Source organism: Burkholderia sp. L27(2015) (assembly GCF_009765705.1).
Taxonomy (GTDB): domain Bacteria; phylum Pseudomonadota; class Gammaproteobacteria; order Burkholderiales; family Burkholderiaceae; genus LMUX01.
The window spans coordinates 192,544-205,352 of record NZ_LMUX01000021.1; the positions used below are offsets into that span (position 1 = coordinate 192,544).

The 12,809-nt window shown below is 57.1% G+C and carries 13 protein-coding genes and 1 pseudogene; 8 read left to right on the forward strand and 6 right to left on the reverse strand.

Going from position 1 to position 12,809, the window contains the following annotated elements; translation table 11 throughout:
* Positions 1-2: 2 nt before the first annotated feature.
* The 3 genes from GSQ77_RS19305 (at position 3) to GSQ77_RS19315 (ending at position 2,800) form a co-directional block, all read left to right on the forward strand.
* The gene (locus GSQ77_RS19305; RefSeq protein ID WP_158904396.1) at positions 3-962 is read left to right on the forward strand and encodes an alpha-E domain-containing protein; all 960 of its coding nucleotides are present in this window, start codon (positions 3-5) and stop codon (positions 960-962) included.
* A 12-nt stretch (positions 963-974) separates the two neighbouring features.
* Positions 975-1,775, forward strand: coding sequence for a transglutaminase family protein (locus GSQ77_RS19310; RefSeq protein ID WP_158904397.1), 801 nt, complete (start codon positions 975-977; stop codon positions 1,773-1,775).
* Between the two features lie 179 nt (positions 1,776-1,954).
* The gene (locus GSQ77_RS19315) at positions 1,955-2,800 is read left to right on the forward strand and encodes a proteasome-type protease (RefSeq protein WP_158904398.1); all 846 of its coding nucleotides are present in this window, start codon (positions 1,955-1,957) and stop codon (positions 2,798-2,800) included.
* A 76-nt stretch (positions 2,801-2,876) separates the two neighbouring features.
* Here the strand turns inward: GSQ77_RS19315 and GSQ77_RS19320 are convergent.
* The 4 genes and pseudogenes from GSQ77_RS19320 to GSQ77_RS19335 all read right to left on the reverse strand — a co-directional run.
* Positions 2,877-3,356: pseudogene (locus tag GSQ77_RS19320) on the reverse strand (cupin domain-containing protein); the annotation flags it as partial.
* Between the two features lie 204 nt (positions 3,357-3,560).
* Positions 3,561-4,016, reverse strand: a complete 456-nt coding sequence (locus tag GSQ77_RS19325) for a DUF192 domain-containing protein (protein WP_158906354.1) — start codon at positions 4,014-4,016, stop codon at positions 3,561-3,563.
* Between the two features lie 354 nt (positions 4,017-4,370).
* Positions 4,371-4,568 (reverse strand): hypothetical protein, encoded by a 198-nt coding sequence (locus tag GSQ77_RS19330; protein ID WP_158904400.1) that lies wholly within the window; start codon positions 4,566-4,568, stop codon positions 4,371-4,373.
* Between the two features lie 275 nt (positions 4,569-4,843).
* The gene (locus GSQ77_RS19335; protein ID WP_158904401.1) at positions 4,844-5,404 is read right to left on the reverse strand and encodes a pseudouridine synthase; all 561 of its coding nucleotides are present in this window, start codon (positions 5,402-5,404) and stop codon (positions 4,844-4,846) included.
* A gap of 411 nt (positions 5,405-5,815) precedes the next feature.
* On the opposite strand from GSQ77_RS19335, the gene icd reads away from it, so the two are divergent.
* The 3 genes from icd to GSQ77_RS19350 all read left to right on the forward strand — a co-directional run bounded on the left by icd (position 5,816) and on the right by GSQ77_RS19350 (position 8,625).
* On the forward strand, positions 5,816-7,069 hold the full coding sequence (gene icd / locus GSQ77_RS19340; protein WP_158904402.1) for an NADP-dependent isocitrate dehydrogenase: 1,254 nt from the start codon (positions 5,816-5,818) through the stop codon (positions 7,067-7,069).
* Positions 7,070-7,703: 634 nt separating this feature from the next.
* Entirely contained in the window at positions 7,704-8,000 is a 297-nt protein-coding gene (locus tag GSQ77_RS19345; protein WP_158904403.1) for a hypothetical protein, read from the forward strand.
* A gap of 352 nt (positions 8,001-8,352) precedes the next feature.
* Entirely contained in the window at positions 8,353-8,625 is a 273-nt protein-coding gene (locus GSQ77_RS19350) for a hypothetical protein (RefSeq protein ID WP_158904404.1), read from the forward strand.
* A 132-nt stretch (positions 8,626-8,757) separates the two neighbouring features.
* Here the strand turns inward: GSQ77_RS19350 and GSQ77_RS19355 are convergent, their stop codons facing one another.
* A complete protein-coding gene (locus GSQ77_RS19355; protein WP_158906356.1) occupies positions 8,758-8,964 on the reverse strand; it encodes a cold-shock protein in 207 nt (68 codons plus the stop codon).
* A 578-nt stretch (positions 8,965-9,542) separates the two neighbouring features.
* Here GSQ77_RS19355 and clpS point away from each other — a divergent pair.
* Positions 9,543-9,857: an ATP-dependent Clp protease adapter ClpS gene (gene clpS / locus GSQ77_RS19360; protein ID WP_158904405.1), complete on the forward strand. Its 315-nt coding sequence runs from the start codon at positions 9,543-9,545 to the stop codon at positions 9,855-9,857.
* A complete protein-coding gene (clpA, locus tag GSQ77_RS19365; protein WP_158904406.1) occupies positions 9,854-12,148 on the forward strand; it encodes an ATP-dependent Clp protease ATP-binding subunit ClpA in 2,295 nt (764 codons plus the stop codon). Before clpS ends, clpA begins: the two co-directional genes overlap by 4 nt.
* A 211-nt stretch (positions 12,149-12,359) precedes the next feature.
* Here clpA and dut read toward each other — a convergent pair whose 3' ends face one another.
* Positions 12,360-12,806, reverse strand: coding sequence for a dUTP diphosphatase (gene dut / locus GSQ77_RS19370; RefSeq protein WP_158904407.1), 447 nt, complete (start codon positions 12,804-12,806; stop codon positions 12,360-12,362).
* Positions 12,807-12,809: the final 3 nt, after the last annotated feature.

Below are 12,809 nucleotides of genomic sequence, written 5' to 3' on the forward strand. Positions count from 1 at the left end.
GCATGCTAAGCCGCACAGCCGACCACTTGTTCTGGATGGCACGCTACATGGAGCGTGCCGAGAATACCGCGCGCATGCTCGACGTCACGATGCAGGCGCGCTTGCTGCCGCAAAGCCACAATCAGGAGAACCGCAGCCTGCGGGCGGTATTGCGAATTTCCGAATTGGAACCCGCATTCCTGGAACGCGGTGAACCGCTGACGCAGGAAAGCGTGCTGCGCTTTTTGGTTTCCGATCCGCGCAACCCGTCGAGCATTTACTGCTTTTTGCAGGCTGCGCGTGAGAACGCGCGCGCCGTGCGCGGGACCTTGACCACCGAAGCGTGGGAAACCGTCAATTCGACCTGGCTGAAGTTCACGCAATTGCTCAAGGATGATCTGCTCGCGATCGATCCGGGCTCGCTGTTCGAGTGGGTCAAATACCGCTCGCATTTGTCGCGCGGAGTGACCACCGGCACCGCTTACCACGACGACGCGTATTTCTTCACCCGTTTGGGCACGTTCCTGGAACGCGCCGACAATACCGCGCGGATCCTTGACGTGCGTTTTCTCGATGCCGAGCGCGAGCCGCGCGATCTGTCCGATTCGTCGGCGCAACTGGAAGATTTTTATTACTGGACGTCGATTCTCAGTTCGGTGTCGGCGCTGGAAATCTATCGCAAGGTCTATCGAGACGTGGTGACGTCGGATCGCGTGATCGATTTGCTGATGCTCAATCGCAGCATGCCGCGTTCTTTGCTAGCGGCGCTCGACGGCGTGTGCGACAACTTGAAGAAGCTGCGCAACGACTATTCGCACGACTGCGAGCGGGAGGCCGGCAAGCTGCGCGCCGAGCTGCAGTATGCCGATATTCCGCAGATTCTCGAGGGCGGCCTGCACGCGTATCTGACGCAATTTCTCGCCCGCGTGTATGAGCTCGGTAACCGCGTAAGCGAAACCTTTTTGTTGTTGCCGGTTGCCTGACTGGAGTTTTCCATGCGCTTTTCTATTCGTCATGAAACGATTTATCACTACGGGACGCATGTTCAGTATTCGATCCAGCAAATAAGGCAGACGCCGTCGAATACGCCGTCGCAATTCGTTATCCGCTGGAACATCGATGCGCCGAACAAACTGGTGTTGTCCTACGATACCTACGGCAATCCGTTGCATACGCTGGTGCTGACACGCCCGCACCGCGAAATCGTCCTGCTGGTCGAGGGTGAGATTGAAACCGTGGCGTTGCAGGACGGTCGGCTGCTGGAGGGGGCCGGCCCGATACCGCTGCCGCACTTTACGTGTCAGACGCGTTTGTCGACGCCCAATACGGCGCTCGACGCGCTCGGGCACGAGTGCGGGCCGCTGGAAACACCCGCGGACTTGATCCAACTGGCGAGCGTGATCGGTTCGCGGGTCGCGTACCGGACTGGCATCACCGAGGTGACCAGCACCGCAGTCGAGGCGCTCGAGTTGGGTCACGGGGTCTGCCAGGATCACGCGCATCTGATGCTCGCGTGCTGCCGCGCGCGCGGCTTGCCGGCCCGTTATGTCAGCGGCTATCTGGACGCCGGCGACGTGCAGGACGTGGCCAGCCACGCGTGGGTCGACGTTTGGCTGGAGGGCTCGGGCTGGGTTTCGGTCGATGTTTCGCATGCGTGTTTTGCCAGCGAAAAGTACTGCCGGGTGGCGGTCGGTCGTGACTACGAGACGGCGGCGCCGGTGCGTGGGATGCGCGTTGGCGGCGGTAGCGAAGAAATGGCGGTGACGGTCGCGGTGGACCGAATCACGAATCAGTGAGTCGTTGAATGCCGCTGGGCACGCTGGGATTGGGCGCGTAGGGCGGCGGCGGATAGGCTGGCGATTTGGGATACACTACCCGCGCCATGCAGCACCGGAACACTTGGACCCCGTTGCAGCGCTTCAGGCTGCAACGGGGTTTTGTCCATGGCCAGCCGCTTTTTTTACCGAATCGATTTATGACTTACTGTGTAGCAATGAGCGTGCGTGAGGGCTTGGTGTTTCTCTCGGACACCCGTACCAACGCGGGTGTCGACCATGTCAGCACGTTTCGCAAGATGACCGTGTTCGAGCAGCCCGGCGAACGCGTGCTGGTGGTGCTGGCGGCCGGCAATCTGGCGCTGACCCAGTCGGTGCTGCAATTGCTCGTGGAACCCGCGGCGCCCGAGCGCGCTTCGCTTTGGAATGTGCCCAACGTCTATGAGGCTGCGCGCGTGATCGGCGAAGCGGTGCGCGAGGTGCACCACCTGCATGCGCAGCCCTTGCAGGAATTCGGCGTCGAATTCAATTGCAGTTTTTTGCTGGGCGGCCAAATTCGCGGTCAGGCAATGCGGTTATTCCAGATTTACTCGGCGGGCAACTTCATCGAGGTGTCGACCGTTAATCCGTATTTTCAGATCGGTGAGGCGAAATACGGCAAGCCCATTATCGATCGGGTTCTTACCCCGGATACGCCGCTGCACGAAGCCGCAAAGTGCGCGCTAGTGTCGATGGACTCGACCCTGCGCTCCAATGTATCGGTCGGTTTGCCGCTTGATTTGCTGGTGTATGAGCGCGATAGCCTGCGCGTGTCCCACTTCGCCCAGCTCGACAGTGAAAACGCTTATTTCCAGATGATTCATAACACCTGGGGAGAGCGCCTCAGGCAGGTGTTTACCGAAATCCCCGATCCCGACTGGACTTCGGTCGAGCAACTACCGAGCGCCGGCCGTGCTTCGGCCATGGCGCCGCGCGCGATCGTGCCAGCCGGAATTGGCGCGGACGTTATCAGCACGCCGGCACAGACCTTAGCGCAAGAATCCTGAATCAGGGCTAAGCACCGGGGGCGCGGTCATGGTCGTCGGTATCAGCGTGATCATGGGTGTGGCCATGCTCATGTGCGTGCTCATGCGGATGCTTGTGTATCGGATCCACCCAGTAGACTTTCTCCGGTGTCTCGACGGCGTCGATATCGAGGTTCACCACCACAGCTTCACTGTCGCTGCGCATCAGGATGCATTCGAGCGGCTCATCGGTGCGTGCATTGATTTCCTGATGGGGCACGAAGGGCGGGATGAATATGAAATCGCCCGCGTCGGCCTCGGCGGTGAATTCCAGATGTTCGCCCCAGCGCATGCGCGCTTTGCCAGATAACACATAGATCACGCTTTCCAGTTCGCCGTGGTGATGCGCACCGGTTTTCGCGTTGGGGTCGATGCGCACGGTGCCGGCCCAGATCTTCTGAGCGCCGACCCGGGCTTTGTTGATCGCGGCGGCGCGATTCATACCCGGCGTTTGTGCGGTGTTGGAATCGAGCTGGTCGCTTTTGATCACTTTGACGCCATTGTCGCGCCAGTCTACGGGGACATCGGATGCACTCACGCTACGCTCCTGAAAATGGAAAAGGGGCGCCGTGACGTTCTTCACGGCGACGATTCCGACTCAGTGTACGTCGCTTTTTCGATGGCGTGTTTTTGGTAAATCGCTCGGATTTCACGCAAGAATTGCGACGCTTCGGTAGCGGGCAACTCTGCGAGTTAAGTGAGCCAAATAAGTCAGCGAAATAAGTCAGCGCAGCGCGGCAACTCAGGGTTGAGGCAGTCCCGTAATCTGCGCGCCCGGCTTGATACCCTTGGCTGCAAACCAACCCTTGCTCATTTCCAGCGCGTACCGGCCGTTATGAGTCGGACAATGATTGTCGGTCGTTTCCGCCTTCATCTCGTCCAGATCGGTGATGATGCCGTCGTCGCGAATAAAGGCAATCGACAACGGTATCTCGGTATTTTTCATCCAGAAGCAGTGCCCGGCGTTTTCGTCGAAGACGAACAACATGCCTTCATTGGGCGCGAGCTTGTTGCGGTACATCAACCCTTGCTCGCGGTCTGCTTCATTGGCGGCGACCGACGCATCGATCAAATACATGCCGACCGTCAGTTTTACCTTGGGAAAGTCGCCCGGTTGTTTCATACCGGCAGGCACGCCGGGCGATTGCGCACCGGCGGCTTGCGGCTGCATGGCGAACAGCACGGCTGCGCCCAGCATCGGCAGTGCCACGGCAGCAGCACGACGCGACAGACGCGCGAGATCGGCTGCAACGCGGGTTGCCGCAAGGGCTGCAACACGACCCGCAGCCTGGCCAAAGATAGAGGTCCACGCTGAAGAGCGCGGCTCGGAAGACCGAGACATAGAATAATGAGAATCGTCAGAACGCACAGAAAGCTCCATAGACCGTAACAACAAGGACTCTGCGCATGTTACGCGATCTGCCGCACAAATGAAAAAGGCAGATTGCATATAGCGATCTGCCTTTCAAGACGTAAGGGACGAAAGCCCTCGCGTCGGGTCTGCTTCTTACAGGCGGCTTACTCGGTTACCCAACTCAGCCGCCTTGCAAACTTATTGCGCGCTGCTAGCAGCAGCAGCCGAAGCTGCTTTCTTCGTCGACTTCTTAGCTTTGTGTGCGGTTGCTTTCTTCTTAGCAGCCGGTTTAGCAGCGGCGGTGCTAGCAGCCGGTGCAGCAGCGGGAGCCGAAGCTTGAGCGAATGCAGCGGTAGCGAACAGGCCAGCGATCAGGGCAGCGATCAGTTTTTTCATGAAAATCTCACAGAATTAAATTTGATTAACCAAATGACCCGGTCAATGAGTCAGTTCGGTAAACGTATTGAGTTTTTTTCGGTTGACACGCAAATCGACAAATCGAAAGCAGCCCACCAACTTTTGAGGTTCAAAGAGAACGTCCGAAGATCATCTCACTTCACCCTTCATCGTTGACCGGTCGCAAGAGCGTCCAAGCCACATCGATTAACGCGCGGCGTGTCAGATGGTTGACGACGGTTGTGCTTTTCGTTTTGCCTTTCGTTTAGCCGACATCACGCCCAGGGCGAGCGCGGGTCGAGTTCGCACGATTCGCCGGGTGCGAGGTTCAACTCGAACACGTCGAGCGCGCCGATCGCGCAGCGTACGAGCCGCAACGTGGGGTGCCCGATCGCGGCGGTCATGCGTCTGACTTGACGGTTTTTGCCTTCGACGATGGCGAGTTCGATCCAGGCCGTCGGCAAATTGGCGCGATAGCGAATCGGCGGGTTGCGGGCCCAGAGCGTGTCGGGGGCATCGATCAGACGCGCACGCGCCGGCTTGGTGACGTAATCGCCCAGATCGACGCCTTGCGCAAGACGAGCCAGCGCGACATTGTCGGGAATGCCCTCGACTTGCGCCCAGTAGCGTTTGACAAGCTTGTGGCGCGGCTCGGCGATGCGCGCCTGCAGGGCGCCATCATCTGTGAGCAGCAGCAATCCTTCACTATCCGCATCGAGCCGGCCCGCCGGATAGACGCCCGGAATCGACACGCAGTCCGCGAGCGAAGGGCGCGCTTCGTGAGGCGAAAACTGGCAAATCATGCCGAACGGCTTGTTCAGGGCGATCAGACGCATCGGTGCGGGACAGAGTAGGCTAGCGGTTTGCCATTATGGCAACGGACGAAATAATAATGCATAATCTGAAGCGGAAGTCTTTGGTCTTATATAAGACTCAAGAAATAATTTAAGCATCGCCCTAGGCGAGGACGTCCACCGCAACCCGGTCGCGCCGCGCGTTTCCCTGCGAAAATTCGCCAGCAAGAAATATCCCAACGAAACTTTTTGATCGCACGTCGGCGCTTTGAGCGGCCACAAGCCCTCCACAGAAGCCTCGCACGACCTTCGGCCGACCGTTTAAGAAATGGTCGGGTCGACTATACGGTTTGGCGTTTCGACGTGGGATAAACTACCGGTTCGCCGCGCCGCCTGTGCCGAGCGCGCTCAATTTCATAACACTCTAGTGCAAGCCCAATATTGGAGTCGATCATGGCGTATCAGCACATCAAGGTTCCTGCCGGTGAAAAAATCACCGTCAACAAGGATTTTTCTCTCAACGTGCCTGACCAGCCTATCATTCCGTTCATCGAAGGCGACGGCACGGGCGCGGACATTACCCCGGTGATGATCAAGGTCGTCGACGCGGCTGTGGAAAAGGCTTACGGCGACAAGAAAAAAATCAGTTGGATGGAAGTGTTCGCAGGCGAGAAGGCGACCAAGATCTACGGGCCGGATGTCTGGTTGCCGGATGAAACGCTCGATGCGGTGAAGGAGTATGTCATCTCCATCAAGGGACCGCTCACGACGCCGATCGGTGGCGGGATCCGTTCGCTGAACGTGGCGCTGCGCCAGCAACTCGACTTGTACGTGTGCCTGCGTCCTATCCGGTATTTCAAGGGCGTGCCCTCACCGGTGCGCGAGCCGGAAAAAACCAATATGGTGATTTTCCGAGAAAACTCCGAGGATATTTACGCCGGTATCGAATGGCCCGCCGGGTCGGATGGCGCGAAGAAACTGATCAAATTCCTGCGCGAAGAAATGGGCGTCTCCAAGATCCGTTTCCCGGAAACGTCGAGCATCGGTGTCAAGCCGGTTTCGCGCGAAGGCACGCAGCGCCTAGTGCGCAAGGCGTTGCAATACGCGATCGACAACAACCGCCGTTCGCTGACCTTGGTACACAAGGGCAATATCATGAAGTTCACCGAGGGTGGCTTCCGCGATTGGGGCTATGAACTGGCTCTGCAAGAATTTGGCGCGGTGCTGATCGACGACGGTCCGTGGATGAAATTCAAGAACCCGAAGACCGGCAACGACATCGTCGTCAAGGATGTGATCGCGGATGCATTCCTGCAGCAGATTCTGCTGCGTCCTGCTGAATACGACGTGATTGCGACGCTGAACCTGAACGGCGATTATGTTTCGGATGCATTGGCGGCACAAGTTGGCGGCATCGGCATTGCTCCGGGCGCCAATATGTCGGATTCGGTCGCGATGTTTGAAGCGACTCACGGCACAGCGCCGAAATATGCGGGCAAGGATTACGTGAACCCGGGCTCGGAGATTCTGTCGGCGGAAATGATGTTGCGCCACATGGGTTGGATCGCAGCGGCCGACGCGATTATTCATTCGATGGAAAAGTCGATTTTGCAGAAGCGGGTGACGTATGACTTCGCGCGTTTGATGGAAGGGGCGACGCAAGTTTCGTGTTCAGGTTTCGGACAGGTCTTGATCGAAAATATGTAAGCACGTATCGCCACATATCGGGTAGTTCCGCAGACCCCCGCCCATCAATGCGATGGCCGGGGGTCTGTTTTTTTCTATCGCGGTATTTGCATTACGTCTGATGTGTTGAAAAGACGGGGGAGAGCGCCCGAACTAAGCGCGGAAGCATCCCGTAAATAACGCTGTTGATCTGATAGATTTGCCCGCGATGCTAGGGATGGAATCTATCAATGAGCACAGAGCTGAAGACCGATTCGTCGTGTCGATACATGCTGTATCGCAAAGAGGATTATTCGAAGGGTATATTTTTCACCAGGGAAGAAAAGCGGGCTGTCGAGGCTGGCTACAAATTCACGATGGCCGCCTACAGAGGATGGCGACGATGTTTTAACGAGGGATCGCGCTCCGACATCAACACCGCTCGGCGACGCGCAGCCATTTGAGTACTCGCCGGGCACAATTGGCGACCTCGAACAGAGCGCGGCATCATTCCACCTGTCACCAGTGGAGGAAATGGATGCATGACAAAGTGGGAAGCAGACCAAGATATGTGTCGGTCTATTGGCAACGCAATGGGGGGCTACGGAACCGTCCAAGCGTGCGTTGAGCGAGCACGCTTCAATTACAACATCTGCATGGGATTCACACAACCAATATGAATAAGCCGAAGCAACCCAAATCCATTGTCGTCAACTACGACCAAGCGAACAAAGAATTGACTTTTCAGACGGTCGATGACGCCAGCTTAAAGCCGCTTCTCACCGGGACCGTATACCCGATACTGTTGGATGACTTCGGTGGAAAAATTGATGATGAATTTGCGCGCCGTTTCGGCGTCGCCATTCTCAATTGCTTGGCTCTATTCAAGCCAGAGTTAAAGACGCTCATGTTTGTGACCGAGCAATCCATTGCGCCGCTAGATCGAACGCCGCCGGCTCGTCCGATCGACTGAGAACCCATATGGGTGATCGCGTGTTTTTCTGGAATTTGCAAACTATCAACAACGCGAAGGCTTTGATGAGCAGGCAATTCAGACCTGTTCGGTAGACTGTACATTGGTAACCAAACTCGTGCAGGCCGCACTTACTATCCCTTGGCCGTTAAAGGATGAGAGCTTCAAGCTTGATGATGGATTTGCAAGGAGACTGGGAGGCGTAGTCTTTGGTCTGCTGTCGGTTCATCAGCCGGAACTAAAACAGTACATTAACGTTACATCGCCCGCTATTCCCAGTGAGTGAGAAGCCATAGATGATGGTATCCGACGGCCCGCACGTTCGGTGTCGTCAATATTGCAGGAGATATTGATGCCGCAGAAGGCCCAAACATGCAGTGTGTCCGTCTATAACGAAGGAACGAACAAGATCTCGACGTTCAATATTCCTGTCAACGACATTGCCGCCACGCTAGCGAAACACACGAGTTTCGATGTACCCCTTGACGACTTCGACAATCGGATTGATGACGAGTTTGCGCGACGGCTTGGTGGCATGGTGCTACTCACCCTCACTTCCAGCTCGAAATTCATGAAAGACCATTTATCCATCACAACCGTGCATGACCCGGATGCTGGTGACTAGGAGTCAAGGCGATTTGGTCTACATGGCGTGTTACCGGGGAAGAGCGCGATCGCGAGCTGACGCGCCACCAAACCCAACCCATAAAAAAACCCGGCCGCAGCCGGGTTTTCTCTAAAGGATAGAGGACGCGAGTCAGGTCGGAGCCTGAATATTCGACGCCTGTTTACCCTTGGGGCCCTGGACGACTTCAAACACCACCTTCTGGCCCTCTTTAAGGGTTTTGAAGCCGTTCATTTGAATGGCCGAAAAATGTGCAAATAGGTCTTCTCCGCCTTCGTCCGGCGTAATGAAACCAAACCCCTTCGCATCATTGAACCACTTGACCGTACCCGTAGACATACCGCATCCCCCAACTCTTTTTACTTGCAACATGAGCACGTTCGAAAAGCTCAACGGCTCACGCCGTTCCCTCCGTACAAGCTCTCCCGGGCATTTTCCCCTGCATTATCATCACTTAAGGGAATTTGCCAAAATGATTGTTCTTGCTCTTTAATCGGCTGTCAAGAATTTTTTTAACCTTTCCGGCCTAGTTTCGTGGCCTGATTCGCGCTTGTGCGCAAACGTTTGAGCAATAGGGTGTTTTGAGGAAGCAACCGGCGCGGAAAAGTCGCATAATGAAGCTGAAAACGGCTCGGGATCGCTTCGTGATCTGGCACAGTTAGGCGAGGACGCGGTGACGTTGCGCAGTGGAATAACCGCCTCTCACCAAGGTTTTTAAGGTTGTGCGATACTCACCCAAAGGATGCCGCCACAGGTGCCCGGGCACGCGAGATCAGCGGCGCATTTTGCCCTAGCAGTTGGACCATGTGTGCGGAGCAGATTCATCACGCGCACTGCGCCGCCCGCAATGATCCTTCGCAAAAGCGACCGGAATTTTGCAGGGTTGAGGCTCGGTGCGGGTCGTTCAAAATGGTTGTATGACGATTTACCCGGATAAACAGAATGGCACGGTGCTTGAGCGTAAGGAGCAAAAGCTCGAGCCGCCGGCCATGCACAAGGTGGTGTTGCTGAATGACGATTTCACGCCGATGGAATTCGTCGTGACCGTCATTCAGGAATACTTCAACAAAGACCGCGAGACGGCTACGCAAATCATGCTGATGGTGCATCGCGACGGTAAGGGAATATGTGGGGTCTATACGCGCGACGTCGCTGCGACCAAGGTTGAGCAGGTAGTTAGCCATGCACGGCAGTCGGGGCACCCGCTGCAATGCGTGATGGAGGAAGCATGATTGCCCAGGAACTGGAAGTAAGTCTGCACATGGCGTTTATGGAAGCACGCCAGGCCCGGCACGAGTTCATCACGGTCGAGCATTTATTGCTCGCACTGCTCGATAACCCGACTGCCGCCGAAGTTTTGCGCGCGTGTGCGGCCAATATCGAAGATCTGCGCCAGAGTTTACGTAACTTCATCCACGACAACACGCCCACGGTGCCCGGCACCGACGAGGTCGACACGCAGCCCACGCTGGGTTTCCAGCGGGTGATTCAGCGTGCAATCATGCACGTCCAGTCGACTTCGAATGGCAAGAAGGAAGTGACCGGCGCGAACGTGCTGGTTGCCATCTTCGGCGAGAAGGATTCGCACGCGGTGTACTACCTGCAACAGCAGGGCGTCACCCGCCTGGATGTGGTGAATTTTATCTCGCACGGCATTGCGAAGACGGGCGTGGGCGAAGTGGCCAAGCCCGAAGCCGGTCCTGAAGGCGAGGAAGGCGCAGGGCAGAAAGAAACGCCGCTGGCCCAATTCACGCAAAATCTGAACCAGCTCGCCAAGGACGGCAAGATCGATCCGCTGATCGGGCGCGAGCCCGAAGTGGAGCGCGTGGTCCAGGTGCTGTGCCGCCGCCGCAAGAATAATCCGCTGTTGGTGGGCGAAGCCGGTGTGGGCAAGACGGCAATCGCCGAAGGGCTGGCCTGGCGCATTACGCGTGGCGAGGTGCCCGATATTCTGGCGGACGCGCAGGTGTACTCGCTGGACATGGGCGCGTTGCTGGCCGGAACCAAGTATCGCGGCGATTTCGAGCAACGCCTGAAAACGGTCCTCAAGGAATTGAAGGATCGTCCGCATGCGATCTTGTTCATCGACGAAATTCATACGCTGATCGGTGCCGGTGCGGCTTCGGGCGGCACGCTGGATGCGTCGAATCTGTTGAAGCCGGCATTGTCGTCGGGGCAGCTCAAGTGCATCGGTGCCACGACGTTCACGGAATATCGCGGCATTTTCGAGAAGGATGCTGCTTTATCGCGTCGTTTCCAGAAAGTTGACGTGTCCGAGCCGACGGTCGAGCAGACCATCGCGATTCTGCGCGGTCTCAAGTCGCGGTTCGAAGAGCATCACGGCGTGAAATATTCGGCTGGCGCACTCACTGCGGCTGCCGAATTGTCGGCGCGCTTCATTACCGACCGTCATTTGCCCGATAAGGCCATCGACGTGATCGATGAGGCAGGGGCTGCTCAGCGCATCCTGCCCAAGTCGAAGCAGAAGAAGACCATCGGCAAAGCTGAAATCGAAGACATCATTTCGAAAATCGCCCGTGTCCCGCCGCAAAGCGTGTCACAAGACGATCGCAGCAAGTTGCAAACGCTGGATCGCGATTTGAAGAGTGTGGTGTTTGGTCAGGATCCGGCGATCGAAGCGCTCGCCGCAGCAATCAAAATGGCGCGCGCGGGCTTGGGTAAAATCGATCGGCCGATCGGCTCGTTCCTGTTCTCAGGACCGACAGGCGTAGGCAAGACCGAGGTGGCCAAGCAACTGGCGTTCACGCTGGGTGTCGAATTGATTCGCTTCGATATGTCTGAATACATGGAGCGCCATGCGGTCAGCCGTTTGATTGGTGCGCCGCCGGGCTATGTCGGATTCGATCAGGGCGGCTTGCTGACCGAGGCTGTCACCAAGAAGCCACATTGCGTGCTGCTGCTCGACGAAATCGAAAAAGCGCATCCGGATGTCTATAACGTGCTGCTGCAGGTCATGGACCATGGCACGCTGACCGACAATAATGGGCGCAAAGCCGATTTCCGTAACGTCATCATCATCATGACGACCAATGCGGGTGCTGAAGCGCTGCAGAAGTCGAGCATGGGTTTCACGGCGAAGCGCGAGACCGGCGACGAAATGGGCGATATCAAACGCGCGTTCACTCCCGAGTTCCGCAACCGACTCGACGCGATCATCAGCTTCCGTTCGCTCGACAAGGAAATCATCATGCGGGTGGTCGATAAATTCTTGATGCAACTTGAAGATCAGTTGCACGAGAAGAAAGTCGACGTGGTGTTCTCGGATGCGTTGCGTGCTTACCTGGCGAAAAATGGTTTTGATCCGCTGATGGGCGCGCGCCCGATGCAGCGGCTGATCCAGGACACGATACGTCGCGCGCTTGCCGACGAATTGTTGTTCGGCCGGCTGGCCAGCGGCGGCCGCGTTTCGGTCGATGTCGACGAGAACGACAAGGTGGAATTGTCGTTCGACGAGAACGCTGCGCCGCGCAACCAGAACCCTGAGGCAGTCGAAGTCGAATGACAGACGTCGATTAAGCCGCACTTGCGACTTTGCCCTTGCTTGACGGGGTGATCGCAATACAAAAGACGCCCGCTAGTCACCTAGTTGGGCGTCTTTTTTTGTTCAACTCATCCTGGTCGCGTCGGGAATGAGGCGTGGCGGTTCGACTACGGCTCCGACCGCGGCGGGGGCCGACGTGTCGGTGTTCGGGCCGGCCGGGGGCAGGATGTCTTCAGTGCTTGCCGGTGCTACCGAAGCCGCCCGCGCCACGTTCACTGTCGGAGAATTCTTCGACAATATTGAATTGCGCTTGTACGACAGGTACTACCACCAATTGAGCCAGGCGCTCGAACGGATTCAGCACGAATGCCGCAGTGCCGCGATTCCACGTCGAGATCATCAATTGCCCTTGGTAATCCGAATCGATCAGACCAACCAAATTGCCCAGCACGATCCCGTTTTTGTGCCCTAGACCTGAGCGTGGCAGGATAACTGCCGCATAGCCGGGGTCGGCGACGTGGATCGCCAAGCCGGTCGGAATCAAGTGCGTCGCTCCCGGTTCAATCGTCAGCGGGGCGTCGATGCAGGCACGCAGATCGAGGCCGGCGCTGCCGGTCGTGGCATAGGCGGGAAGCTGGTCGCGCATGCGCGGGTCGAGAATCTTTAGGTCTATTTTCATCGG

What these genes read in the sequence shown, in the direction of transcription:
- GSQ77_RS19315 (WP_158904398.1), top strand. Translation starts at nt 1,955, where the DNA reads ATGACTTACTGTGTAGCAATGAGCGTGCGTGAGGGCTTGGTGTTTCTC.
- GSQ77_RS19325 (WP_158906354.1), bottom strand. Translation starts at nt 4,016, where the DNA reads ATGCTGGGCGCAGCCGTGCTGTTCGCCATGCAGCCGCAAGCCGCCGGT.
- GSQ77_RS19305 (WP_158904396.1), top strand. Translation starts at nt 3, where the DNA reads ATGCTAAGCCGCACAGCCGACCACTTGTTCTGGATGGCACGCTACATG.
- clpA (WP_158904406.1), top strand. Translation starts at nt 9,854, where the DNA reads ATGATTGCCCAGGAACTGGAAGTAAGTCTGCACATGGCGTTTATGGAA.
- clpS (WP_158904405.1), top strand. Translation starts at nt 9,543, where the DNA reads ATGACGATTTACCCGGATAAACAGAATGGCACGGTGCTTGAGCGTAAG.
- GSQ77_RS19310 (WP_158904397.1), top strand. Translation starts at nt 975, where the DNA reads ATGCGCTTTTCTATTCGTCATGAAACGATTTATCACTACGGGACGCAT.
- GSQ77_RS19350 (WP_158904404.1), top strand. Translation starts at nt 8,353, where the DNA reads ATGCCGCAGAAGGCCCAAACATGCAGTGTGTCCGTCTATAACGAAGGA.
- GSQ77_RS19355 (WP_158906356.1), bottom strand. Translation starts at nt 8,964, where the DNA reads ATGTCTACGGGTACGGTCAAGTGGTTCAATGATGCGAAGGGGTTTGGT.
- dut (WP_158904407.1), bottom strand. Translation starts at nt 12,806, where the DNA reads ATGAAAATAGACCTAAAGATTCTCGACCCGCGCATGCGCGACCAGCTT.
- GSQ77_RS19345 (WP_158904403.1), top strand. Translation starts at nt 7,704, where the DNA reads ATGAATAAGCCGAAGCAACCCAAATCCATTGTCGTCAACTACGACCAA.
- icd (WP_158904402.1), top strand. Translation starts at nt 5,816, where the DNA reads ATGGCGTATCAGCACATCAAGGTTCCTGCCGGTGAAAAAATCACCGTC.
- GSQ77_RS19335 (WP_158904401.1), bottom strand. Translation starts at nt 5,404, where the DNA reads ATGCGTCTGATCGCCCTGAACAAGCCGTTCGGCATGATTTGCCAGTTT.
- GSQ77_RS19330 (WP_158904400.1), bottom strand. Translation starts at nt 4,568, where the DNA reads ATGAAAAAACTGATCGCTGCCCTGATCGCTGGCCTGTTCGCTACCGCT.